Here is a 22,560-nt window from a genome sequence, read left to right as displayed (position 1 = left end):
GGGCAAGCCGTGACGCGGCGACAGGGCGGCGGCACTGGCCATCGCGGGTGCCGCAGCGTAAGCCGGGGGCGGAATTGCATATCGTGAAAGGCCCGCCCCATGATCCGTCCCGCCCTTGCCCTGATGCTGTCTGCCGCGCCCCTGGCCGCGCATGGCGTCGACGACACGCCCCGCATCGCCGTCATGTCGGCCTTCGAGCCGGAATGGATCAGCCTGCAGGCTGACCTGGAGGGCGCGGAAACCCAGACCATCAACGGCACCGAGTTCATCACCGGCACCCTGTCGGAGCAGGAGGTCGTCCTGTTCCTGTCGGGCGTGTCGATGGTCAACGCGGCCATGACCACCCAGATGGCGCTGGAGCGGTTCGACATCGAGGCGATCGTGTTCTCGGGAATCGCGGGCGGCGTCGATCCGGCGCTGAACATCGGCGACGTGGTCGTGGCGGACCAGTGGGGCCAGTGGCTGGAGACGGTCATGGCGCGCCGGACCGAGGAGGGCTTCGCCCTGCCGGGCTTCCTGGAATCGCCCTTTCCGAACTATGACATGATCTACACGCGCGAGACGACCGTGGCCTCGGACCGGGGCGAGCCCGAGACGCGGTTCTGGTTTCCCGCCGACCCGGCCCTGCTGGAGGTCGCCGCCCGCGTGGCCGAGGCGACCGATCTGGCCGACTGCAATGCCCAGAACGACTGCCTGGCCACCGCGCCGCAGATCCGCGTGGGCGGAAACGGCGTGTCCGGGTCGTCCTTCATGGACAATGCGGGGGTGCGCGACTGGCTGTCCACGACCTTCGAGGCGCAGGTGGTCGACATGGAATCGGCCGCCGTGGCGCAGGTGGCCTGGGCGAACCAGGTGCCGTTCATCGCCTTCCGCTCGCTGTCGGACCTGGCCGGCGGCGGCGAGGGCGAGAACGAGATGGGCGTCTTCATGTCGCTGGCCTCCGACAATTCGGCGGCGCTGGTCAAGGCCTTCCTGGCCGAGATGCCCTGACGGAAACGGCCCCCGGATCGCTCCGGGGGCCGTCTTCCTTAGTGGATCGGCGGGCGCGGGCCTTCGCCGATCGCGCCGAGCCGCGGTCCCGCCTGGCCCACGCGGTTGCCGACCAGCAGGCCGTCCGGCCCGGCGCTGACATGGACGGTCGCCCCGTCCATGACATCTCCGGACAGCAGCAGTTCCGCCAGCGGATCCTGCAGGGCGCGCTGGATCACGCGCTTCAGCGGGCGCGCGCCGAAGACCGGGTCGTAACCCTGATCGGCCAGCCACATCCGCGCCGCGTCGTCCATGTCCAGCGTGATCTTGCGACCCGCCAGGCGCTTTTCCAGCCGCGCCATCTGCACCTTGACGATCCCGTCCATGTTCGTCCGCGAGATCCTGCGGAAGATGATGATCTCGTCCAGGCGGTTCAGGAATTCGGGGCGGAAATGGCCGCGCACCGCCTCCATCACCTGATGGCGGGCGTCCGACGCATCCGCCTCCTCGGGCAGATGCGACAGCGCCTGAGAACCCAGGTTCGAGGTCAGGATGATCAGCGTCTGCTTGAAGTCCACCGTCCGGCCCTGGCCGTCGGTCAGCACCCCGTCATCCAGCACCTGGAGCAGCACGTTGAAGACGTCCGGATGCGCCTTTTCGACCTCGTCGAACAGGATCACCTGATAGGGACGCCGCCGCACGGCCTCGGTCAAGACGCCACCTTCGTCATAGCCGACATAGCCCGGAGGCGCGCCGATCAGCCGGGCCACGGAATGCTTTTCCATGAACTCGGACATGTCGATGCGGACCATCGCGCTGTCATCGTCGAACATGTATTCGGCCAGCGCCTTGGTCAATTCCGTCTTGCCGACACCCGTGGGCCCCAGGAACAGGAAGCTGCCAAGCGGCCGGTTCTCGTCGTTCAGACCCGCGCGGGCGCGGCGGACGGCGTTTGACACTGCGGTGACGGCCTCCTGCTGACCGATCACGCGCTTGCCGATCTGCTCCTCCATCTTCAACAGCTTGTCGCGCTCGCCCTCCAGCATCTTGGCCGTGGGAATGCCGGTCCAGCGTTCCACGACCTCGGCGATCTGTTCGGGGCGGACGGCCTCCTCGACCATCAGACCGTCGCCCTGCTCGGCCTCGGCCAATTGCTTCTCCAGCCCAGGGATGATGCCATAGGACAGCTCTCCGGCGCGGGCCAGGTTCCCCTCGCGCTTGGCCTGATCCAGGTCGGCGCGGGCGCGGTCCAGCTGCTCCTTGAGGTCGCGCGACCCCTGCAGCTTGTCGCGTTCCGCCTGCCAGCGGGCGGTCATCTCGGCGCTGCGCTCCTGCAGGCCGGACAGGTCCTTCTCCAGCCGTTCCAGCCGGTCCTTCGATGCCGCGTCGTCCTCCTTCTTCAGCGCCTCGGCCTCGATCTGCAGCTGCAGGATCTGGCGATCCAGCTGGTCCAGCTCCTCGGGCTTGCTGTCGACCTCCATGCGCAGGCGCGAGGCCGCCTCGTCCATCAGGTCGATGGCCTTGTCGGGCAGGAAACGATCGGTGATGTAGCGATGCGACAGCGTCGCCGCCGCGACCAAAGCCGCGTCGCTGATCCGCACGCCGTGGTGCAGCTCGTACTTCTCCTTGATGCCGCGCAGGATGCTGATCGTGTCCTCGACCGTCGGCTCCTCGACCAGCACGGGCTGGAAGCGCCGGGCCAGGGCCGCGTCCTTCTCGATATACTTACGGTATTCGTCCAGCGTGGTCGCGCCGACGCAATGCAGCTCGCCCCGCGCCAGGGCCGGCTTGATCAGGTTGGCGGCATCCATCGCGCCGTCGCCCTTGCCCGCGCCGACCAGCGTGTGCAGCTCGTCGATGAACAGGATGATCTCGCCTGCGGCGGTCTCGATCTCCTTCAGGATCGACTTCAGTCGCTCCTCGAAATCGCCGCGATATTTTGCGCCCGCAATCAGCGCGCCCATGTCCAGCGCCATCAGTCGCTTGTTGCGCAGCGATTCCGGCACGTCGCCGTCGATGATGCGCAGCGCGAGGCCCTCGGCGATGGCGGTCTTGCCGACGCCGGGTTCGCCGATCAGGACAGGGTTGTTCTTGGTGCGCCGCGACAGGACCTGCATGGCGCGGCGGATCTCCTCGTCACGGCCGATGATCGGGTCGATCTTGCCGTCGCGCGCGGCCGCCGTCAGGTCGCGGGCATATTTCTCCAGCGCCTCATAGCTGTCCTCGGCCGATGCCGTGTCGGCGGTGCGTCCCTTGCGGATGTCGTTGATCGCGGCGTTCAGCGCCTGCGCGTTGACCGAACCCGCGGCCAGCGCATCGCGGGCATTGGTGTTGACCATGGCCAGCGCCATCAGCACCCGTTCGGCGGGCACGAAGCTGTCGCCGGCCTTCTTGGCCACGGATTCCGCCTCGTCCAGCACGCGGACCAGCGTGGGGTCGACATAGACCTGACCGCTGCCCGAGCCGCTGACCTTGGGCTGTTTCGCCACGGCGGCATCCACCGCCTCGCGCACGCGCCTGGCGTCGCCGCCCGCACGGGTGATCAGGTTCGAGGCCAGTCCCTGGTCGTCATCCATCAGCGCCTTCAGCAGATGCTCGGGCATCACGCGCTGCTGGTTCTCGCGGATCGCGATGGTCTGGGCGGATTGCAGGAAGCCGCGCGACCGTTCCGTGAACTTTTCCATGTTCATCGGCAGTACTCCTTTTGCAAAGCCCCCGTGCTGGTGGCGCCCTGTTGCGGCACGCCCCGGTCCGGGTCTGATGGATCAGATTTGGGGGGGTCGCGGGGTGGTTTCAAGCATGTCATAAGGCCCGCGGAACAAAGAAGGGAATGCGTGATGGATGACCGGCTGATCGTGGCGCTGGACGTGCCGAATGCCGTGGCGGGGCTGGACCTGGCGGGACGCCTGGGCGACGCCGTGGGCTTCTACAAGATCGGGCTGGGCATGCTGACCGGCGGCGGCCTGGCCCTGGCCAACGAGCTGAAGCAGGAGCACGGCAAGCGCATCTTCCTGGACATGAAGCTGTTCGACATCGGCGCGACCGTCGAGGCCGCGGTGCGCGGCCTGGCGCAGTTCGATCTGGACTTCCTGACCGTGCATGGCGACCCGCATGTGGTGGCGGCGGCCAAGCAGGGGGCGGCGGGGTCGAACCTGAAGATCCTGGGCGTGACCATCCTGACCTCGCTGGACCGGGCGGACCTGGACGCAGGAATGATGCAGGCGGGCGACCTGCACCAGATCACCGTTGAACGCGCCGCCCGCGCCTTCGAGGCGGGGGCCGACGGCATCATCTGCTCCCCGCGCGAGGCCGCCGACATCCGCGCCCTGCCGGGGTCGCGCCTGATCGTGACGCCGGGCGTGCGCCCCGCGGGCAGCGCCCTGGGCGACCAGAAGCGGGTCGAGACGCCCGCATCGGCCATCGCCGCCGGGGTCGACCACATCGTGGTGGGCCGCCCGGTCTGGCAGGCCGCCGATCCGCGCGCGGCGGCGCAGGCGATCCTGGCCGAACTGGCTTGACGCCCGGCGCCCCCGCGTCCCAGCATGGCGCTAAACGTGGGGGGTGCGATGGACGATGACGGCGGCGTGCAGAAGGTCCGCAACGAGCTGGTCCTGTCCTTCCTGGCGGTGCGCCGCGCCATCGGCGCCTTGGGGTTCTTTCTGCCGCTGGCGCTGCTGGCCTATGCGGTGCTGTGGCCCGAGCCGCTGCGGACCAGCATCTCGGCCTACTATTACTCTCCGATGCGCGAGGTCTTCGTCGGCACGCTGATCGCGCAGGCCGTGTTCCTGTGGAGCTATGAAGGGTTCCGCCCCGATGCGGGCGAATGGATCACCGACAAGGCCATGGCGCGGCTGGCGGCGGTCTCCATCGCGCTGGTGGCCCTGGTGCCCACCGACGGGCCGGACGGGCCCTGCACCGCGCTGGAGTGCATCGCGGGTCCGGGCCTGTCGGCGCTGATCCATGTCGTCGCGGCGGGGCTGTTCTTTGCCGCGCTGGCGGTGTTCTGCCTGGTGCTGTTCGTCAGGGGTACCGTGGACGGCCCGGAAAAGGCCGCGTCGAACCGCATCTATCGCATCTGCGGATGGACGATCATCGTCAGCATCGGCCTGATCGGGCTGCTGTTCGCGACGGGCCTGGACGATACGCTGGCGCGCGTGCGCCCGGTCTTCTGGCTGGAGACGGCGGCCACCTTTGCCTTTGCGACCAGTTGGGCAGTCAAGGGCGACAGCCTGCGCCCGCTGACCCGCGCCGTCATCGCCGCATCGCGGTGATCCAGCGGCAAAAATGCGGGATCGCGCGCGGATGGGTCAGATAGTCGGCCACCGGCATCATGCACCACCCCTGACCTTCGTCCCCGAACCGGATCGCGGCGATCTGGGCCGCGTTGATCTGCCCCGCGAACAGCCAGGACATCAGTCCGGGCGCGGAATGCGACGGAAACGCCCGACCGGTCAGCGCTTGCGGGGACAGGTGCAGCCCGAACTCCTCGTCCAGCTCGCGCAGGGCGCATTGGACGGGCGTCTCTTGTCCTTCGCGGCCGCCGCCGGGCAGGTCCCAATGCGCCGGAAAGGGAATGTCGGGGCGATCGTCGCGCAGGCAGGTCAGCAGCCGGTCGCCATGGGTCAGCAGCAGCTTGGCACCGTTGAAGGCCGCGGCGGTCATTCCGCGGCGACGCGCCCGCCCGACTGATCCTGGCCCAGGCCGGACAGGCGGCCGATCACCCGCGCGATTCGCGCCGCGAAGTCGTCGAAGTCGGGGCGGGGGGTGATCGTCGCCTCGTCCATGTAGAGCGAGCGGTCGATCTCCAGCTGCACGACATGGACGTTCTGGGCGGGGCGGCCATAGGCCGAGCAGATGTAGGCCCCCGAGAAGGGGGCATTGCGGCGCAGGGTCCAGCCCTCGGCCTCGACCGCGGCGCTGACCGCGTCCGAGATGCGCGCCGCCGCCGACAGGCCGTGACGGTTGCCCAGCACCATGTCGGGCCGCGTCCCCTGCAGATGCGACAGCGCATCATGGGGCATGGAGTGCATGTCGATCAGGATCGCCTGCCCGAATCGGGCACGGGCCTGCGCGATCAGCCCGGACAGCGCCGCGTGATAGGGGCGCCAGCAGGCGTCGATCCGGCGGTCGGCCTCGGCCCGGTCGATCTGGCGGTCGTGAATCACCCGACCCTGGCTGACAACGCGGGGAATCACCCCCAGCCCGGCCAGGGTGCGCTGGTTCAGCGGGTGACGCGGCACGCCGCGCACGACCAGGGGGTCGATCTCGTCCGCGCCGCGGTTGAGGTCCACGATGCAGCGCGGGATGCGCGCGGCCAGCGTGACCGCGCCGAAGGCCGTGGCGGGCGCGATCAGCCGATCGATGAAGGCGTCCTCGGACGATCGCAGGGTCTGGATGGGCAGGCGGGTGCCCTGCAGGAACCAGTCGGGATAGTCGTGGCCCGAATGCGGGGATGCGAAGATCACCCCCGAAAGCCAGTGGCGGGGGCGGGTCACGACATAGGGCAGATCAGGCTGGGACAAGGCAGACCTCGGCATCCGGCGCGTCATCGCATATAAACCTGAAAAATTGCCCACCGATAGGCCTTGAATACCCCAGACACCTCGGTTAAAGACCTGCGGACCGAGGGGATTGCATCGGGTTTTCGCAAGGAAACGTGATGGAATCACCAAGGAACGGGCGGTTAGCTCAGCGGTAGAGCACTACGTTGACATCGTAGTGGCCACTGGTTCGATCCCAGTACCGCCCACCATTATTTCGCCGCCCCCGGCCAAAACCGGGGGCATTTCGTTTTCCAATGCGGCTGCGACGCGCCGCGACGATGGAGAAAACCGATGAAGGTTCGCAACTCGCTCCGCTCGCTCAAGAGCCGGCACCGCGACTGCCAGGTCGTGCGCCGCAAGGGCCGCATCTACGTGATCAACAAGACCAACCGCCGCTTCAAGGCCCGCCAGGGCTGATCGGTGGGGTCCTGGCCGGGTCATCCGGCAGGTCACGCGGAAACGACAGAATCACCCGCCCCGCATAGGGCGGGTTTTTTCATGCCGGGCCGCCAACCCGCATTAAGGTTTTATCAACTTTTCCGTACGATGCCGGGCCATGGCGCGTTAGTATCGGGGCATCGGCATGGGGCCGGTCGCGAACGGGGTCTGGGTCGATGATCATTCTGGGCGGGATTCTGGGCGTGCTGATGGCCGGGATGATGGTCGATGTCAGCGCGCTGACCAGTCGGCATGCCGAGGATGACGACGACGACACCCCCGTCCCCGATGAGGAGGAGGGCGAGAGCCTGCCCCCCACCATGCCCGAACCCCAGCCGGAGCCCGAGCCCGAACCGGAGCCCGAAGTGCCGGCCGCGCCGGACGAATCGGTGATCGACGGATCGGACGGGCTGGATTTCCTGATGGGGACGCCCGGCGACGATCTGATTCGCGGGCAGGGCGGCGCGGACGACCTGCGGGGCGGCCTGGGCGCCGACACGATCGAGGCGGGGGCCGGCGATGACTGGGTTCAGGGCGACGCGGTCTATGGGCCTGGCGGCGACGACCTTATCTATGGTGGCGAGGGCGACGACCTGCTGGCCGGTCAGGGCGGCAATGACATGCTGTTCGGAGAGGATGGCGACGACACCCTGATGGGCGGGGAGGGCGATGATTCGCTTTTCGGAGGCGAGGGCGACGACGTCCTGGCCGGGCATGAGGGTAACGACCTGCTGGTCTCGACCGGCGGCACGGATGATCTGGACGGGGGCGCGGGCGACGACGTGCTGATCGGCCATGACGGCCCCGAAACCGTCTGGATGAACGGCGGGGACGGCAACGACACGCTGATGCCCGGCGCGCATGACTTTGCGTCGGGCAACGCGGGCGACGACACCTTCTTGCTGCGCCAGGTCCAGGAGGGCTTTCCGACGCTGGCCGATTTCCACGGCGATCACGACCAGTTGGTCCTGCATCTGGATGCGCAGGTCGCGCGCGACGTGCAGCTGTCGCTGCGCGAGGACGCGGATGGCAGCACGCTGCTGGAGGTGAACGGCCAGGCCGTGGGGCGCCTGCTGAACCCCGAGGCCCTGCGCCTGGGCGACATTCGCATCGTGGCCATCGGCGGCTGAACGGGCTTTCCTTTTCGCCCCTGATGGGCTAGACGCGCGCATCCGCCGGACATCCGGTCCGTGCGGTGTTTCATGGACCTTGCTGGACGACATCCCGGCCTGTGCCCTCACCCTTCATCCGAAAGGAGATCCCGATGTCGATCACCGTCGAAGAAAAAGCCCGCGTCATCGCAGAGTTCGGCACCAAGGAAGGCGACACCGGTTCGCCGGAAGTGCAGATCGCGATCCTGTCCTCGCGCATCGCCACCCTGACCGAGCACTTCAAGTCGCACAAGAAAGACAACCACTCGCGTCGTGGTCTGCTGATGATGGTCGCACAGCGCCGCAAGCTGCTGGACTATCTGAAGAAGAAGGAAGAGGCGCGTTACACCGCCCTGATCGGCAAGCTGGGCCTGCGTCGCTAAGACCGGCACCCGCATTTCCCTGGCGCCCGCGACCCTGTCGCGGGCGTTTTGCATTGCGGGCGGCGGCTGTCCTTAAGGGCAGGTCGCTTGGCAATCCCCGAACGGCCCAGTGGCCCCGCCTGGGCAGTCACGCGGAAAGAATCAAAGTCAAATCAATATGCTGTCGAAAACAGCCTGCATGCCCGGCAATCGCGGGGCCTTGCCGCGTCCGGGCAATCGCTAAAACTTTCAGGACCGTCTTCTGGATCGTGTGGTGACTGAAACGTTAACAGCCCGCCATCATCGTAGGAGAGTTGACATGTTGATCAGTGGCCTGACCAATGGCTGGCGCACGAACACCGCACCGGCACCCAGCAGCCCCCCGCCGCAGCAACCGCAGGAAACCGCCCCGGCGCAGCAGACCCAGCCCGTCCCGGCCGAGGAGCAGGCCGTGGCGGTGCAACCGGAACCGACGCCGGACGCCGAGGCGGGCTATGATCCCGACGCCATGGCCCGGGCCGTCGAAGGCAGCCAGGTGGCCCGGACGGAGCCTGCCCCCGATGCGACGCCCACGGCAGCCCCCGCCGCCCCGCGCCCCGCGCCGCTGGGCGAGGCCGCGCCGGTCGCGGATGCCGTACCCGCTGCCGTCAAATCCGAGGAGCCGCGTCTAGGTGAGGAGGCGCAGGCGCGCAGCTTTGGCGAAAGCCAGCTGCAGCGCGACCGTCTGCTGAACCTTGCCAGGACGGGTTATGCCGAACTGCGCGACCTGTTCCGCGCGCCAGAGGCGGCGGCCCCGGTTTCGGCCGCCGCCGCCCCGGTGGCCGATCGCCGCGCGCCGGTCGCCGCCTGACGCGACCGCCCGGTCGGCGGGCCGGAAACGGGCGGCCGCACCGTGGTACGGCCGCCTTTGGCGCATCCGTCGCCGCCCTTCCCAAATCCGGCGTTTTCCTGTATGGCCCCTGTCATCTGTGACGTGAGGTCCTGCCCCGGGGCACATGCAAAGGATAGGGGCGGCGGCAATGGGGCCGCGATACATGACATGGGTGGCCGGAGGGCCGGAGCACCCTTTGAGGAAATCAGATGTTTGATGAAGTGAAGAAATCGATCCAGTGGGGCCAGGAAACCCTGACGCTGGAAACGGGCAAGGTTGCCCGTCAGGCCGACGGCAGCGTCATCGCCACTTTGGGCGAGACCAGCGTCATGGCCAACGTCACCTTCGCGAAGGCGCCGAAGCCCGGACAGGACTTCTTTCCGCTGACAGTGCATTACCAGGAAAAATACTATGCCGCCGGCAAGGTCCCGGGCGGCTTCTTCAAGCGCGAGGCGCGTCCGTCCGAAAAGGAGACGCTGACCGCGCGCCTGATCGACCGTCCGATCCGCCCGCTGTTCGCCCCCGGCTTCAAGCATGAAGTGCTGGTGATGTGCACCGTGCTGAGCCACGACCTGGTCAACGATCCCGACATCGTCGCGATGATCGCGGCCAGCGCCGCGCTGACCATCTCGGGCGTGCCCTTCATGGGCCCGATCGCAGGCGCCCGCGTCGGCTTCTCGAACGGCGAATACGTGCTGAACCCCGAGGTTCAGGACATGGACGGCCTGCGCAACAACCCCGAACAGCGCTTGGACCTGGTCATCGCCGGCACCGCCGACGCCGTGATGATGGTCGAATCCGAGGCCTATGAGCTGACCGAACAGGAGATGCTGGGCGCGGTCAAGTTCGGCCATGACGCGATCAAGCCGGTGATCGACCTGATCATCGACCTGGCCGAGGATGCCGCCAAGGAGCCGTTCGACTTCCAGTCGCCCGACTACAGCGCGCTCTACAACCGCGTGAAGTCGCTGGGCGAGGCCGACATGCGTGCGGCTTACGCGATCCGCGACAAGTCCGAGCGTCAGGACGCCATCGCCGCCGCCAAGACCAAGGTCAAGGACGCCCTGACCGAGGAAGAGCTGGCCGATGCCAACCTGGGTTCGGCGCTGAAGAAGCTGGAATCGGGCATCCTGCGCGGCGACATCATCAGCGGCGGCGCCCGCATCGACGGCCGCGACACCAAGACCGTCCGTCCGATCGTCAGCCAGGTCGGCATCCTGCCGCGCACCCACGGCTCGTCGCTGTTCACGCGGGGCGAGACGCAGGCGCTGGTCGTGACGACCCTGGGCACCGGCGATGACGAACAGATCATCGACGCGCTGCATGGTAACTCGCGTTCGAACTTCCTGCTGCACTACAACTTCCCGCCGTATTCGGTCGGCGAGGTGGGTCGCGTGGGCAGCCCCGGCCGCCGCGAGATCGGCCACGGCAAGCTGGCATGGCGCGCGCTGCAGGCGGTTCTGCCCGCGGCGACGGACTTCCCCTACACCATCCGCGTCGTGTCCGAGATCACAGAATCGAACGGATCGTCCTCGATGGCGTCGGTCTGCGGCGGTTCGCTGTCGATGATGGATGCGGGCGTGCCGCTCAAGGCGCCGGTCGCCGGCGTGGCGATGGGCCTGATCCTGGAAGAGGACGGCCGCTTTGCCGTGCTGACGGATATCCTGGGTGACGAAGACCACCTGGGCGACATGGACTTCAAGGTGGCGGGGACCGAGAACGGGATCACGTCGCTGCAGATGGACATCAAGGTCGCGGGCATCACGCCCGAGATCATGGAGCAGGCCCTGGCCCAGGCCAAGGACGGTCGTCTGCACATCCTGTCGGAAATGGCCAATGCCCTGACCGCAGGCCGGACCGAGTTCAGCGCCCATGCACCGCGCATCGAGACGATGCAGATCCCGACCGACAAGATCCGCGAAGTGATCGGTTCGGGCGGCAAGGTCATCCGCGAGATCGTCGAGGTTTCGGGTGCCAAGGTCGACATCAACGACGACGGCATCATCAAGATCGCGTCGGCCAACGCCGATTCGATCAAGAAGGCCTATGACATGATCTATTCGATCGTGGCCGAGCCGGAAGAGGGCAAGGTCTATACCGGCAAGGTCGTCAAGCTGGTCGACTTCGGCGCCTTCGTGAACTTCTTCGGCAAGCGCGACGGGCTGGTTCATGTCAGCCAGATCGCGAACCGCCGCCTGGGTCATCCGAACGAGATCCTGAAGGAGGGCCAGGAGGTCAAGGTCAAGCTGCTGGGCTTCGACGATCGCGGCAAGGTTCGTCTGGGCATGAAGATGGTCGACCAGGAAACCGGCGCCGAGATCGAGGAAAAGCAGGACCAGTCGGCCGAAGGCTGATATCCGCACCGAAAGACAGAAGGGGGCAGGGCATCTGCCCCCTTTCGACATTCCGCACGCCGTGGCGTGCACGCTGCACAAGGCCAGTGTCGTGACCGAAAAACCCTTCATGCCGCCCGAGAAGACGCTTTCCGAAAAGCTGGTCCGAGAGACGCGGCGCGTCGGTCGTCAGATCGCGGCCTTGGTGCTGCCGTCCTGGGGCCACGTCGCGCGGGCGGCGCACGATCTGCGGCGCCACAAGACGGTTCACGTGACAGAAGGCGCCCAGCCCCTGATGGACGAGGTCGCGGTCCTTCTGATCTATCAGCCGCGCGGGTTGCTGGATTCGACGCTGTGGCAGCTGCGCTGGATGGCGTCGCAGGGCGTGTCGGTGGTCGTGGTGACCAATGCACCGCTGGCGGCGGATGACCGCGCGCGTCTGGCAGAGCTGTCCCATCTTGTCGTCGAACGACCCAACCTGGGCTATGATTTCGGCGGATACCGCGAGGGCGTGCTGCAGGTTCTTGACCGCGGCATTCGCCCCAAGGCGCTGTACATCATGAACGACAGCATGTGGTTCCCCCTGTCCGAGGATTCCGACGTGCTGAAGCGCAGCCGTGCCGCGCCCGAGGATCTGTGGGGCCTGTTCATCGACCTGGACCAGCAGCATCGAGAGACGGGCGACATGAACGCCCAGCATGTGCAGTCATATTTCTTCCGCTTTTCGGGCCGGATGGTGCGCGACCCGGATTTCGACCGCTATTGGCGCAAGATGTCGTTGGTCAACGAGAAGCGCATCGTGATCCAGCTGCGCGAACTGGGTCTGACCCGCCATTTCCGCAAGCTGGGTTATTCCGTCGGCGGATTGCACAGCTGGCGCGAGGTGGTGCAATTCCTGCTGACGCTGGATGACGAACAGATGATGCGCGACATCCTGCACCACCAGGCGCAGGTGAACCGTAAGGATTCGCGCCTGCTGGATCCGCTGCTGGCGGACCCGGCGCTCAGCGCGCTGCAGATCCGCGACATGCTGCGCGAGCGTATCGACAACACCGAACTGCTGGTCTTTTCGACCGCGCTGCATCCGGCGGTCATGACCTCGCTTGGGTTTCCGTTCCTCAAGAAGCAGCGCGTCGAGATGATGGTCGGCAAGCGTGCCAAGATGATCGAGCTGGGCCTGCACGCCGCCTATCCCGAACCGATCCGGCGCGAAGTCGAAATGTGGGACAAGCGATGACCGAACCCCTGCTGATCCTGACGATGAAATGGGGCACGCTCTACAGCAGTGCCGATGTGAACCGGCTTGCGGCACAGGTCCGGCGGCATCTGGACCGGCCGCACCGGTTCATCTGCTTCACGGACGATGCGGCGGGCCTCGATCCGCAGGTCGAGGCGTTGCCGCTGCCCGAGCTGGGGCTGCCCCAGGGCCATTCGGACACCCGCTGGCGCAAGCTGGCCCTGTTCCGGCGCGACTTGGGCGGCGCCGATGCGGCCCTGTCGGGGACGGCGCTGTTCTTGGACATCGACCTGGTGGTGGTGGATGACCTGGGCCCGTTCTTCGATCTGCCGGGCGACTTCTTCATCATCCGTGACGACGACCTGTTCCGGGCAAAACCCCTGCGCAAGGTGAATCCGGACCGCGACCGGTTCCTGCACAGCGTCGGCAATTCCAGCGTCTTCCGCTATCGGGTGGGCGATCATGGCTATGTGCTGGACGCCTATCTGGCCGATCCGGCGGCGGCCACCCGGGACTATGAGATCAGCCAGCAGTTCCAGTCGGCGCAGCTGGCCGCGCATGGGAACCTGCATTACTGGCCAAAGGGCTGGTGCGTCAGCTTCAAGAACGACTGCGTGCCGCGCAATCTGGCCAGCTATCTGCGCGACCCGTCGCTGCCCCAGGGGGCAAGGATCGTGCTGTTCGCCGGCGCGCCCAAGATGGAGGACGTCTTTGCCGGGCGTGGGCACAAGTGGTATCGCCGCATCGGCGACATCGGCTGGCTGCGCCGCGCGTGGGAAAACCCGTGATCCGCGACGCGTTCCGCCGGTTCAAGCACCGCCGCAGGCTGGCCCGCGCACTGGCGGAAACCGCCAGCCGCCCGGACCGTCCCGGCAGGCCGCACGGCCTGCCTGCGCCGCTGATCGTGTCGCTGACCAGCCACCGCGCGCGGTTCGCGACGCTGGCGCCGACGCTGCGCGCGCTGCTGCGCCAGACGGTGCAGCCCGATCGCGTGATCCTGTGGCTGGACGAGGGCGATCAGCAGCACCTGCCCGCCGAAGTCCGGGCGATGTCGCGGTTGGAGATCCGTGTCTGCCCGCTGTGGCGGTCCTACAAGAAGATCGTGCCGACCCTGCTGGAGCACCCCGACGCCTATGTCGCCACGGCGGATGACGACCTGTACTATCCTGCCGACTGGCTGGAGCGTCTGGTCGAAGCCGCGCATCGGGGCGCGGGTGTCGCCTGCCTGCGAGCACATGGCGTGGTGATGGAAGGCAGCCGTCCCGCCCCTTACGAGGGCTGGGATCACAATCTGCGGACGCCACAGACCGGGCCGCTGGTCTTTCCGACCGGCGTGTCGGGGGTGATCTATGCCCCCGGCGTGTTCCATGCCGACGTCACGCGCGACGATCTGTTCATGCGGCTGGCGCCGGGGGCGGACGACATCTGGCTGTACTGGATGCATCGCATGGCCGGATCTCAGCCCGTCAAGATCGGCGAACGTGCCCGCATCTTTGAATGGGAAGGCAGCCAGGCGGTCAGCCTGCGTTCGGTGAACCGCCCCGCCGCAGGGCAGGGCGGCAATGACCGTGCCATCGCCGCCCTGCTGGATCATTACGGCTGGCCGTGATCAGGCCGGGTCTTTGGCATAGCGCAGATAGGGCAGCTTGATGTCCAGGGGGCCGTATTTCGCCTCGGCCGCGGCATCGTCCAGGGACAGGGCCACGATCACGTCCTGACCGGGCACCCAGTTGGCGGGCGTGGCAATCGGCACGCCGTCAGTCTTCTGCACCGCGTCCAGCGCGCGCAGGATCTCGGCAAAATTGCGGCCCACGGACATGGGATAGGTCATGGTCAGGCGGACCTTCTTGTCCGGCCCGATGATGAAGACGGTGCGCACGGTCGCGGAATGGGCGGGCGTGCGGCCTTCGGTCGGCAGGTAGTATTCGGCCGGCAGCATGTCATAGGCCTTGGCGACCCCCAGGTCGCTGTCGTCGATGATGGCGAAGTTCGCGGGAACGCCCGCGACCTTACCGATATCGGCCTTCCATTTCTGATGGTCGTCCACGCTGTCCACGGACACGCCCAGCACCTTGGTGTTACGCTTTTCGAATTCGGGGGCCAGTTGCGCCACGGCGCCGAATTCTGTGGTGCAGACCGGGGTGAAGTCGCGCGGATGGCTGAAGACGATGGCATAGCTGTCGCCGATCCAGTCGTGGAAGCGGATCTGCCCTTCGGTCGAATTGGCGGTGAAGTCGGGGGCCGTGTCATTGATGCGCAGGGACATGGGCGCTCCTTTTCCGGTTGGTTGCGTCCCCCATAGATAAGCGCCGCGGCGCGGAATGCCAGTGGGGGCGCCATGCGGCCGGGGTTGCGGCGCGGCCTGCGGGGTGACAGGCTTTGCCCGAATGCCAGTCAGGAGGACCAGATGCTGGACCAGCGGAAATTCTATATCGACGGAGCCTGGGTCGACCCCGTGCAGGCACGCGACCTGGAGGTGATCGACCCGTCGACCGAGGATGCGGTCGCGGTTATCTCGATCGGCGATCAGGCGGATACCGATGCCGCGGTGGCCGCGGCCAAGCGTGCCTTTCCGGCCTGGGCCGCGACGCCGCCCGCCGAACGCCTGGCCGTGGTCGAGCGCATCCTGGCGATCTATGAGCGGCGCATGCCCGACATCGCCCGCGCGATCAGCCTGGAGATGGGCGCGCCCGAGGACATGTCGCTGGCCGACCAGGCCGAGGCCGGGGCCTGGCACACGCGCAACTTCATCACCGCCTTCAAGGAGTTCCAGTTCGTGCGGCCCTTGGGGGCGCATGCGCCGACCAGCATGGTCGCGTGGGAGCCGGTGGGCGTGGTGGGCCTGATCACGCCCTGGAACTGGCCGATGAACCAGGTGACGCTGAAGGTGATCCCGGCGCTGCTGGCGGGGGATACCTGCGTGCTCAAGCCCTCCGAGATCGCGCCTTTGTCGTCGATGGTCTTTGCCGAGGTGCTGGACGAGGCGGGCGTGCCCGCGGGCGTCTTCAACCTGGTGAACGGCGACGGGGCGGGGGTCGGCAGCCAGCTGTCGGTGCATCCGGATGTCGAGATGATCAGCTTCACCGGCTCGACCCGCGCAGGCATCGCGATCAGCAGGGCCGCGGCCGACAGCCTGAAGAAGGTCGTGCTGGAGCTGGGTGGCAAGGGCGCCAACATCGTCTTTGCCGATGCCGACGACAAGGCGGTGGTGCGGGGGGCGCGGCACTGCTTCTACAACAGCGGGCAGTCCTGCAACGCGCCGACGCGGATGCTGGTCGAACGCTCGGCCTATGACCGCGCGGTCGAGGTCGCGGCCAAGGTGGCCGAGGAGACCGCCGTGGCGAGCGCCCATCAGCCGGGCAAGCATATCGGCCCAGTGGTCAGCCGCCAGCAATGGGACAAGATCCAGGGCCTGATCCAGGCGGGCATCGACGAGGGTGCGCGCCTGGTCGCGGGCGGGCCGGGCCTGCCCGAGGGGGTGAACCGCGGCTATTTCGTGCGGCCGACGGTCTTTGCGGATGTGTCGAACGACATGACAGTCGCGCAGCAGGAGATCTTTGGCCCGGTTCTGTCAATCATCCCCTTCGACAGCGAGGAGGAGGCCGTGGCCATCGCCAATGACACCCCCTACGGGCTGACGAACTATGTCCAGAGCCAGGACGGCGCGCGCCGTAACCGCGTGGCGCGGCAGCTGCGGGCGGGCATGGTCGAGATGAACGGCGAATCGCGCGGGGCCGGATCGGCCTTTGGCGGGGTCAAGAAATCCGGCCGGGCGCGCGAAGGCGGCGTGATGGGGCTGGAGGAGTTCATGGACAGCAAGGCCATCAGCGGATGGGACCGCGACGCCTGACCGTCGGGCCGTCTGCGTCCCGCGACGTGCCGGGGGGACTTCCCGTCCCCCCGGACCCCCCTGCTGGGATACCCCACAGACCGGGTCAAGATGCGACAGCGGTGCAGGATTGCGACGACGTTGATGGTGTAGGGCCTGCGGGGGCATAGCCCCCGCGCGCAAGCCAGCCCCTCGATGGGGCCGGCTTGCGCCGCTACCGCCCGGCAGGGCAAACCGTGATCCGGTGCGGAACTCAGCCGATCTCGGCCAGAAAGATGTAGCCCGCGCCATAGATCGTCTTGATCAGCCGCGGGTTCTTGGGATCCTCGCCCAGCTTGGTCCGCAGGCGCGAGATGCGGACGTCCATCGCCCGATCAAAGCTGTCGCCGGCCGTGCCGCCCAGGGTTTCCAGCATCTGTGCGCGGGTGATCAGGCGGCGGGGGTTATCAGTGAACAGGCGCAGCACCTCTGCCTCGGCATGGCTCAGCGGTGTCTCGATGCCGTCGGGCGCGGTCAGCAGGTAACGGTCGAAATCCGCCGTCCAGCCAGCAAAGCGCAGCGTCTGGGGGCGTTGGGTCGCGCTCTGGGACGGCCGTCGCAGGCGGGCGCGGATGCGGGCCACGACCTCGGCCGGCTCGAAGGGCTTGGTGATGTAGTCGTCGGCCCCCAGCTCCAATCCCGTCACCCGGTCCTGGACCTGCGCCCGTCCCGACACGATGATGATGACCGCGCCCGAATCGGATGCCAGCCGATGAACCAGCGCCAACCCGTCCCGGTCCGGCAGGCCCAAATCGATCAGGCAGGCATCCGGCGTGATGCGGCGCAGCGCGGCCTCGAACTCGGTCGCGCGACCGAAGCTTTGCGTGCGAAAGCCTGCCTGTTCCAGCGCGGCGGACAGGATGCGGCGGATCTGCGGCTCGTCGTCCAGGATCGCGATCAGGGGGGCGTCGGTCATGGCATCTCCTCTGCGGGGGCTGCCAGTGCGGCGGCCAGGCGCGGGGCCGTTACGGGCTTGGTCAGCACCGGCCCCGGCGCGCGGGCACGCAGCGGATCGCCCGGTGGCAGCGAGGTCATCATCACCAGGGGCACCGTCCCCACCAGATCCAGTCCCAGCCCATCGCCCAGTTGGATGTCCGACAGGATCACCTCCAGCCCCGGCAGGTCGGTCAGGGCGCGGGCCTCCGACAGGGACGCGGCCTCGATCACCGCATGGCCCAGCCCGGTCAGCTGGTCGCGGACCTGGGCGCGGATCTGGTCGTCATCCTCGACCAGCAGCACCATCCGTCGCGCCACGGGCCGCCAGGGCAGGCGCAGCATCACCTGCGCGCCCCGCGGCCCGTTCGACAGGCGCATGGTGCCCCCGACCATCTTGGTCTGGTCATAGACCATCGACAGGCCCAGACCCGATCCCTGGCCCTTCTTGGTGGTGAAGAAGGGTTCCGTCGCGCGGGACAGGGCTTCGGGGGTGAAGCCGGGTCCGGTATCGCCCACCGTCAGTTCCAGCCAGTCGCCGCTGCGCCGCGCCTTCAGCGTGATGACGCCGGGCGGGGTGATCGCGGCATTGGCGTTCAGGATCAGGTTCAGCGCCGAATCCTGCAGCGCGCCGGGGTCCAGCAGCAGTTGTCCGGGCGGCAGGGCCACGGCCAGGTCCAGCCGCGTCCCTTCGGACAACGAAGGGCGGGCCAGCACCGCCAGATCGGACAGCAACGTCGGCAGGTCCGTCGGCTCCAGCGCGGGTTCGCGCGCGCCGGTGATCTGCGCCAGCCGGTCCAGAAGCGAGGCCCCGCGGCGGGCGGCCGCCAGCGTCGCCTGGACATCCTCGGCCGCGTCCGGTGGCAGGTCGCGGGCGGCGAGACGGGCCTGCAGGCCCAGGATGATCGTCAGCAAGTTGCCGAAATCATGCGCCATGCCGCTGGTCAGCTGGGCGGCCAGGTTGCGCCGCGCGGCATGGGCCAGCGCCTCGCGCGACTGGACCTCGGCGCTGACATCGGTGGAGAGGATATAAACCCCCTGACCATCGCGGTCCGGCGTCAGCGCGATGCGGATGCGCCGGCCCGAGGTGGGGTGGGTGATCTCGAACACCTGGGGATCGCCCGCCAGCGCGCGCTCCATGAACGGGTGCAGGGTTCGCGCGGTGGCCGCCCCCAGGGCCTGTTCCAGCGTCAGTCCGACGATGTCGCCCTCGGCCCCCGGAAAGATCACCGGCAGCCGCCGGTTGGAGAAGGTATAGCGGAACTGCGCGTCCATATGCGCGATATGGGCCGGGACCATCTCGGTCACTTGGCGGGTGCGGGCCTCGGTCCGGGTCAGGATGCGCTGCGCTTCGGATAGGGCGGCGTTCGTCGCGGCCAGCTTGCGGTTCGCCGCCGCCAGCCGTTCGGCATTCAGCAGCACCTGTTCGGACAGCGCGTCCGACCGCGCCCGAAGCAGCGCTTCCTGGCGCTTGATGTCGGTGATGTCGGTATAGACGGTGACCCAGCCCCCTTGGGACAGCGGCGCGCCCTCGACCGCGACCCACCGGCCGTCGGCGCGTTCGCGTTCGAAGTAGTGCGGCTGGAACGTGCGGGCCTGGGCCACGCGCAGGGCGACGGCCTGTTCGGGGTCCTCGGTCGGGCCGTATTCGCCGCGCCGGGCCAGAAAGCGGATCGTGTCCTCGAAATGGCTGCCCGGCAGGGTCAGGTCGTCGGGCAGGTCGAACATCGTCTGGTACTGCCGGTTGGCCACCGCCAGGCGCAGGTCCGCGTCGAAGATGGACAGCGCCTGGCCGATCAGGTTCAGCCCCGACCGGGTCAGGTCGGCGCGAATCTCGGCCCGCGTGACGGGGTCGGGGTGGTGCATGGCGGTCTCCTCCGCCCGTTGGCCTAGCACCGGTGTGCAGCGTGCGAAAGCGTCGTAACATTTCGTAGGAATCGCGTAAAACTGGCGCAAGGTTTGGCGCCAATGGTATGTGTGTCGCGGGGCACGGGGAGGTGCCGCGCGACAGGGCGTCCGCGCCTTGAGGGAGGATACATGACCGTTCAGCACACGCCCCCGGGCGATCTGCAATCCGTGCCCGCGCTGCTGGCGCGCAACGTCGCCCGCTTTGGCGACCGCCCCGCCTATCGCGAGAAGGAATACGGGATCTGGCAAAGCTGGACCTGGACCCAGGCCGCGGACGAGATCCGCGCCCTGGCGATGGGGCTGATGGCGCAGGGGCTGGCGCCGGGCGATCACATGGCGATCATCGGGCGCAACCGTCCGGCGCATTACTGGGGCATGATCGCGGCACAGATGTGCGGCGCGATCCCGGTGCCCCTGTACCAGGACGCCGTGGCCGAGGAGATGGCCTATGTCCTGGATCATTGCGGCGCGCGCTTCGTGCTGTGCGGCGATCAGGAGCAGGTCGACAAGGTGCTGGAGGTCGAGCAGACCACCGGCGCGCGGGCCCGCATCATCTATACCGACGGGCGGGGCCTGAGGAAGTACGACCATGCCAACATGGCGTCGCTGGCCGACGTGCAGGCGCAGGGCCGGGCGGGGGCCGCCACCTTGGGGCCGCGGCTGGACGCGATCATCGCCGGGCTGAATTACGACAGCACCTGCGTGATGCTCTACACCAGCGGCACGACGGGCAAGCCCAAGGGCGTGGTCCTGTCCAACCGAAACATCATCGAGACCGCCCGCAACACCGCCGATTTCGACCATCTGACCGAGGTCGAGGAGATCGTGGCCTATCTGCCGATGGCCTGGGTGGGCGACTTCATCTTCTCGATGGGCCAGGCGATGTGGTCGGGCTTCACCGTGAACTGCCCCGAGGGCGCGCACACGATGATGACCGACATGCGCGAGATCGGGCCGACCTATTTCTTCGCGCCGCCCCGCGTCTTCGAGGGTCAGCTGACCTCGGTCATGATCCGCATGGAGGATGCCAGCCGCTTCAAGCGGTGGCTGTTCAAGCGCGGCATGGCGGTCGCGCATCGCGCGGGCCCGGCGCTCCTGGACGGCAAGACGGTCGGCTTGGGCGACAAGCTGGCCTATGCGCTGGGCAAGATCTTCGTCTTCGGCCCGCTGAAGAACACCCTGGGCCTCAGCCGCGTGCGCGTGGGCTACACCGCCGGAGAGGCGATCGGCCCCGAGATCTTCGATTTCTACCGCAGCCTGGGCATCAACCTGAAGCAGCTTTACGGCCAGACCGAGGCCTCGGTCTTCATCACCCAGCAGCCCGACGGGCAGGTGCGCTCGGACACGGTGGGCGTGCCCAGCCCCGGCGTCGAGGTCCGCATCGGCGAGAACGGCGAGGTCTACTACCGCAGCCCCGGCACCTTCGTCGAATATTACAAGAACGCCGACAGCACCGCATCGACCAAGGACCCGGAGGGCTGGGTCGCCACGGGCGACGCGGGCTTCTTCGAGGAGGCGACCGGCCATCTGCGCATCATCGACCGCGCCAAGGACGTGGGCCGCATGGCCAGTGGCGCGATGTTCGCCCCCAAATATGTCGAGAACAAGCTGAAGTTCTATCCCAACATCCTGGAGGCCGTGGTCATCGGCAACGGCCGCGACTTCTGCACCGCGATGATCAACATCGACCTGACCGCGGTGGGCAACTGGGCGGAACGCAACAACATCGCCTATGGCAGCTATCAGGAGCTGGCGGGCCACCCGCAGGTCTATGAGACCATCCGCGGCCATGTCGAGGCGGTGAACGAATCCGTCGCGCAGGACCCGATGCTGTCGGGCTGCCAGGTCCATCGCTTTCTGGTGCTGCACAAGGAGCTGGACCCCGACGACGGAGAGATGACCCGCACCCGCAAGGTCCGCCGCGCCGTCATCACCGAGAAGTTCCACGACCTGGTCACCGCGCTCTATGACGGCTCGTCCAGCGTCCATACCCGGACCGAGGTCACCTACGAGGACGGCCGCAAGGGTGCGATCAGCGCGACCCTGCGCATCGAGGATGCCCGCGTCTTCGGCGACGCGGCCCGTCAGAAGGTAGCAGCCCAATGAACGCGATGACCCAGGACGGCTATGTGACCGCCGACGGCCGTCAGATCGGCCCCGTGGTGATGGAGCTGCGAAACATCACCCTGCGGTTCGGCGGCGTGACAGCCATCAAGGACATCAGCTTCGACATCCGCCAGGGAGAGATCCGCGCGATCATCGGCCCGAACGGCGCGGGCAAGTCGTCGATGCTGAACATCATCTCGGGGTTCTACAACCCGCAGGAGGGGCAGGTCATCTTCAAGGGCCAGCCGCGCCCGGCGATGAAGCCCTATCAGGTCGCGCGCCTAGGCATCGCCCGCACCTTCCAGAACATCGCGCTGTTCGACGGCATGTCGGTTCTGGACAACATCATGACCGGGCGCCTGAATAAGATGAAGGCGGGCTTCCTGTCCCAGGCCCTGTGGTGGGGCGCGGCCGAGCGCGAGGAGAACGAGAACCGCGCCGTGGTCGAACGCATCATCGACTTCCTGGAGATCCAGAACATTCGCAAGACGCCCGTGGGCCGTCTGCCCTACGGCCTGAAGAAGCGGGTCGAACTGGCCCGCGCGCTGGCGGCGGAACCGAACCTGCTGCTCCTGGACGAGCCGATGGCCGGCATGAACGTCGAGGAGAAGGAGGACATGTCCCGCTTCATCCTGTCGGTGAACGACGAGTTCGGCACCACGATCTGCCTGATTGAGCACGACATGGGCGTGGTCATGGACCTCAGCGACCGGGTGGTGGTGATGGATTACGGCAAGAAGATCGGCGACGGCACGCCGGTCGAGGTGCGCAGCAATCAGGCGGTGATCGACGCCTATCTGGGGGTGGCCCATGACTGATCCGATCCGTGCAGAAGTGAAAG

The 22,560-nt window shown here is 67.4% G+C and carries 20 protein-coding genes and 1 tRNA gene; 15 read left to right on the top strand and 6 right to left on the bottom strand.

The window, feature by feature from the left end; all coding sequences use genetic code 11:
- Window positions 1-99: 99 nt before the first annotated feature.
- Window positions 100-990 carry a 5'-methylthioadenosine/S-adenosylhomocysteine nucleosidase gene (locus tag FHD67_RS03440; protein WP_139597817.1) on the top strand — a complete coding sequence of 297 codons (891 nt, stop codon included), beginning with the start codon at window positions 100-102 and terminating at the stop codon, window positions 988-990.
- Between the two features lie 38 nt (window positions 991-1,028).
- On the opposite strand, the gene clpB is transcribed toward FHD67_RS03440, so the two are convergent.
- Window positions 1,029-3,659, bottom strand: a complete 2,631-nt coding sequence (clpB, locus tag FHD67_RS03435; RefSeq protein ID WP_139597816.1) for an ATP-dependent chaperone ClpB — start codon at window positions 3,657-3,659, stop codon at window positions 1,029-1,031.
- Window positions 3,660-3,806: 147 nt separating this feature from the next.
- Between clpB and pyrF the strand changes: the two genes are divergently transcribed.
- Together pyrF and FHD67_RS03425 are read left to right on the top strand one after the other, a co-directional pair.
- Window positions 3,807-4,487 carry an orotidine-5'-phosphate decarboxylase gene (pyrF, locus tag FHD67_RS03430; RefSeq protein WP_176695044.1) on the top strand — a complete coding sequence of 227 codons (681 nt, stop codon included), beginning with the start codon at window positions 3,807-3,809 and terminating at the stop codon, window positions 4,485-4,487.
- 48 nt (window positions 4,488-4,535) lie between these two features.
- Entirely contained in the window at window positions 4,536-5,240 is a 705-nt protein-coding gene (locus FHD67_RS03425) for a hypothetical protein (RefSeq protein ID WP_139597814.1), read from the top strand.
- Here FHD67_RS03425 and FHD67_RS03420 read toward each other — a convergent pair.
- Both FHD67_RS03420 and FHD67_RS03415 read right to left on the bottom strand, forming a co-directional pair.
- Window positions 5,221-5,631, bottom strand: coding sequence for an NUDIX hydrolase (locus FHD67_RS03420; RefSeq protein WP_139597813.1), 411 nt, complete (start codon window positions 5,629-5,631; stop codon window positions 5,221-5,223). The two genes, FHD67_RS03425 and FHD67_RS03420, sit on opposite strands and share 20 nt — an antisense overlap.
- On the bottom strand, window positions 5,628-6,491 hold the full coding sequence (locus tag FHD67_RS03415) for an N-formylglutamate amidohydrolase (protein WP_245008393.1): 864 nt from the start codon (window positions 6,489-6,491) through the stop codon (window positions 5,628-5,630). Before FHD67_RS03415 ends, FHD67_RS03420 begins: the two co-directional genes overlap by 4 nt.
- Before the next feature lie 155 nt (window positions 6,492-6,646).
- Between FHD67_RS03415 and FHD67_RS03410 the strand changes: the two genes are divergently transcribed.
- The 9 genes from FHD67_RS03410 to FHD67_RS03370 all read left to right on the top strand — a co-directional run bounded on the left by FHD67_RS03410 (window position 6,647) and on the right by FHD67_RS03370 (window position 14,513).
- Window positions 6,647-6,721, top strand: a tRNA-Val gene (locus FHD67_RS03410).
- Between the two features lie 82 nt (window positions 6,722-6,803).
- Window positions 6,804-6,929 carry a type B 50S ribosomal protein L36 gene (gene ykgO, locus FHD67_RS03405; protein WP_042245282.1) on the top strand — a complete coding sequence of 42 codons (126 nt, stop codon included), beginning with the start codon at window positions 6,804-6,806 and terminating at the stop codon, window positions 6,927-6,929.
- 197 nt (window positions 6,930-7,126) lie between these two features.
- Complete coding sequence (locus FHD67_RS03400; RefSeq protein WP_246071207.1) at window positions 7,127-8,080, top strand: calcium-binding protein; 954 nt, start codon at window positions 7,127-7,129, stop codon at window positions 8,078-8,080.
- 134 nt (window positions 8,081-8,214) lie between these two features.
- Entirely contained in the window at window positions 8,215-8,484 is a 270-nt protein-coding gene (gene rpsO, locus FHD67_RS03395; RefSeq protein ID WP_045982834.1) for a 30S ribosomal protein S15, read from the top strand.
- A 298-nt stretch (window positions 8,485-8,782) separates the two neighbouring features.
- Complete coding sequence (locus tag FHD67_RS03390) at window positions 8,783-9,313, top strand: hypothetical protein (protein ID WP_139597811.1); 531 nt, start codon at window positions 8,783-8,785, stop codon at window positions 9,311-9,313.
- Between the two features lie 230 nt (window positions 9,314-9,543).
- The gene (gene pnp, locus FHD67_RS03385) at window positions 9,544-11,688 is read left to right on the top strand and encodes a polyribonucleotide nucleotidyltransferase (protein ID WP_046000707.1); all 2,145 of its coding nucleotides are present in this window, start codon (window positions 9,544-9,546) and stop codon (window positions 11,686-11,688) included.
- Between the two features lie 91 nt (window positions 11,689-11,779).
- The gene (locus FHD67_RS03380) at window positions 11,780-12,904 is read left to right on the top strand and encodes a rhamnan synthesis F family protein (protein ID WP_139597810.1); all 1,125 of its coding nucleotides are present in this window, start codon (window positions 11,780-11,782) and stop codon (window positions 12,902-12,904) included.
- Window positions 12,901-13,692 (top strand): hypothetical protein, encoded by a 792-nt coding sequence (locus FHD67_RS03375; RefSeq protein WP_046000708.1) that lies wholly within the window; start codon window positions 12,901-12,903, stop codon window positions 13,690-13,692. The genes FHD67_RS03380 and FHD67_RS03375 overlap by 4 nt, the downstream gene beginning before the upstream one ends.
- Entirely contained in the window at window positions 13,689-14,513 is an 825-nt protein-coding gene (locus FHD67_RS03370) for a glycosyltransferase (RefSeq protein WP_139597809.1), read from the top strand. Before FHD67_RS03375 ends, FHD67_RS03370 begins: the two co-directional genes overlap by 4 nt.
- Here the strand turns inward: FHD67_RS03370 and FHD67_RS03365 are convergent, their stop codons facing one another.
- Window positions 14,514-15,170, bottom strand: coding sequence for a peroxiredoxin (locus tag FHD67_RS03365; RefSeq protein WP_045980997.1), 657 nt, complete (start codon window positions 15,168-15,170; stop codon window positions 14,514-14,516).
- Between the two features lie 141 nt (window positions 15,171-15,311).
- Between FHD67_RS03365 and FHD67_RS03360 the strand changes: the two genes are divergently transcribed.
- Window positions 15,312-16,754: an aldehyde dehydrogenase family protein gene (locus FHD67_RS03360; protein WP_139597808.1), complete on the top strand. Its 1,443-nt coding sequence runs from the start codon at window positions 15,312-15,314 to the stop codon at window positions 16,752-16,754.
- Between the two features lie 232 nt (window positions 16,755-16,986).
- Here the strand turns inward: FHD67_RS03360 and FHD67_RS03355 are convergent, their stop codons facing one another.
- Entirely contained in the window at window positions 16,987-17,688 is a 702-nt protein-coding gene (locus FHD67_RS03355; RefSeq protein WP_046000711.1) for a response regulator transcription factor, read from the bottom strand.
- Window positions 17,685-19,571 (bottom strand): hybrid sensor histidine kinase/response regulator, encoded by a 1,887-nt coding sequence (locus FHD67_RS03350; protein WP_139597807.1) that lies wholly within the window; start codon window positions 19,569-19,571, stop codon window positions 17,685-17,687. The genes FHD67_RS03355 and FHD67_RS03350 overlap by 4 nt, the downstream gene beginning before the upstream one ends.
- A 171-nt stretch (window positions 19,572-19,742) precedes the next feature.
- Here FHD67_RS03350 and FHD67_RS03345 point away from each other — a divergent pair, with 171 nt between their 5' ends.
- Window positions 19,743-21,719: an AMP-binding protein gene (locus FHD67_RS03345; protein WP_139597806.1), complete on the top strand. Its 1,977-nt coding sequence runs from the start codon at window positions 19,743-19,745 to the stop codon at window positions 21,717-21,719.
- Window positions 21,716-22,537 carry an ABC transporter ATP-binding protein gene (locus FHD67_RS03340; protein WP_139597805.1) on the top strand — a complete coding sequence of 274 codons (822 nt, stop codon included), beginning with the start codon at window positions 21,716-21,718 and terminating at the stop codon, window positions 22,535-22,537. Before FHD67_RS03345 ends, FHD67_RS03340 begins: the two co-directional genes overlap by 4 nt.
- Window positions 22,538-22,560 lie beyond the last annotated feature (23 nt).

Source organism: Paracoccus haeundaensis (genome assembly GCF_006239215.1).
GTDB lineage: Bacteria > Pseudomonadota > Alphaproteobacteria > Rhodobacterales > Rhodobacteraceae > Paracoccus > Paracoccus marcusii.
Note: the sequence above shows the minus strand (reverse complement) of the source record. Positions and strands in the feature narration are given on the sequence as shown.

What these genes read in the sequence shown, in the direction of transcription:
- pyrF (WP_176695044.1), top strand. Translation starts at nt 3,807, where the DNA reads ATGGATGACCGGCTGATCGTGGCGCTGGACGTGCCGAATGCCGTGGCG.
- FHD67_RS03360 (WP_139597808.1), top strand. Translation starts at nt 15,312, where the DNA reads ATGCTGGACCAGCGGAAATTCTATATCGACGGAGCCTGGGTCGACCCC.
- FHD67_RS03440 (WP_139597817.1), top strand. Translation starts at nt 100, where the DNA reads ATGATCCGTCCCGCCCTTGCCCTGATGCTGTCTGCCGCGCCCCTGGCC.
- FHD67_RS03420 (WP_139597813.1), bottom strand. Translation starts at nt 5,631, where the DNA reads ATGACCGCCGCGGCCTTCAACGGTGCCAAGCTGCTGCTGACCCATGGC.
- FHD67_RS03400 (WP_246071207.1), top strand. Translation starts at nt 7,127, where the DNA reads ATGATCATTCTGGGCGGGATTCTGGGCGTGCTGATGGCCGGGATGATG.
- FHD67_RS03365 (WP_045980997.1), bottom strand. Translation starts at nt 15,170, where the DNA reads ATGTCCCTGCGCATCAATGACACGGCCCCCGACTTCACCGCCAATTCG.
- FHD67_RS03340 (WP_139597805.1), top strand. Translation starts at nt 21,716, where the DNA reads ATGAACGCGATGACCCAGGACGGCTATGTGACCGCCGACGGCCGTCAG.
- FHD67_RS03355 (WP_046000711.1), bottom strand. Translation starts at nt 17,688, where the DNA reads ATGACCGACGCCCCCCTGATCGCGATCCTGGACGACGAGCCGCAGATC.
- ykgO (WP_042245282.1), top strand. Translation starts at nt 6,804, where the DNA reads ATGAAGGTTCGCAACTCGCTCCGCTCGCTCAAGAGCCGGCACCGCGAC.
- FHD67_RS03425 (WP_139597814.1), top strand. Translation starts at nt 4,536, where the DNA reads ATGGACGATGACGGCGGCGTGCAGAAGGTCCGCAACGAGCTGGTCCTG.
- FHD67_RS03390 (WP_139597811.1), top strand. Translation starts at nt 8,783, where the DNA reads ATGTTGATCAGTGGCCTGACCAATGGCTGGCGCACGAACACCGCACCG.
- FHD67_RS03375 (WP_046000708.1), top strand. Translation starts at nt 12,901, where the DNA reads ATGACCGAACCCCTGCTGATCCTGACGATGAAATGGGGCACGCTCTAC.
- FHD67_RS03350 (WP_139597807.1), bottom strand. Translation starts at nt 19,571, where the DNA reads ATGCACCACCCCGACCCCGTCACGCGGGCCGAGATTCGCGCCGACCTG.
- rpsO (WP_045982834.1), top strand. Translation starts at nt 8,215, where the DNA reads ATGTCGATCACCGTCGAAGAAAAAGCCCGCGTCATCGCAGAGTTCGGC.
- pnp (WP_046000707.1), top strand. Translation starts at nt 9,544, where the DNA reads ATGTTTGATGAAGTGAAGAAATCGATCCAGTGGGGCCAGGAAACCCTG.
- FHD67_RS03345 (WP_139597806.1), top strand. Translation starts at nt 19,743, where the DNA reads ATGACCGTTCAGCACACGCCCCCGGGCGATCTGCAATCCGTGCCCGCG.
- clpB (WP_139597816.1), bottom strand. Translation starts at nt 3,659, where the DNA reads ATGAACATGGAAAAGTTCACGGAACGGTCGCGCGGCTTCCTGCAATCC.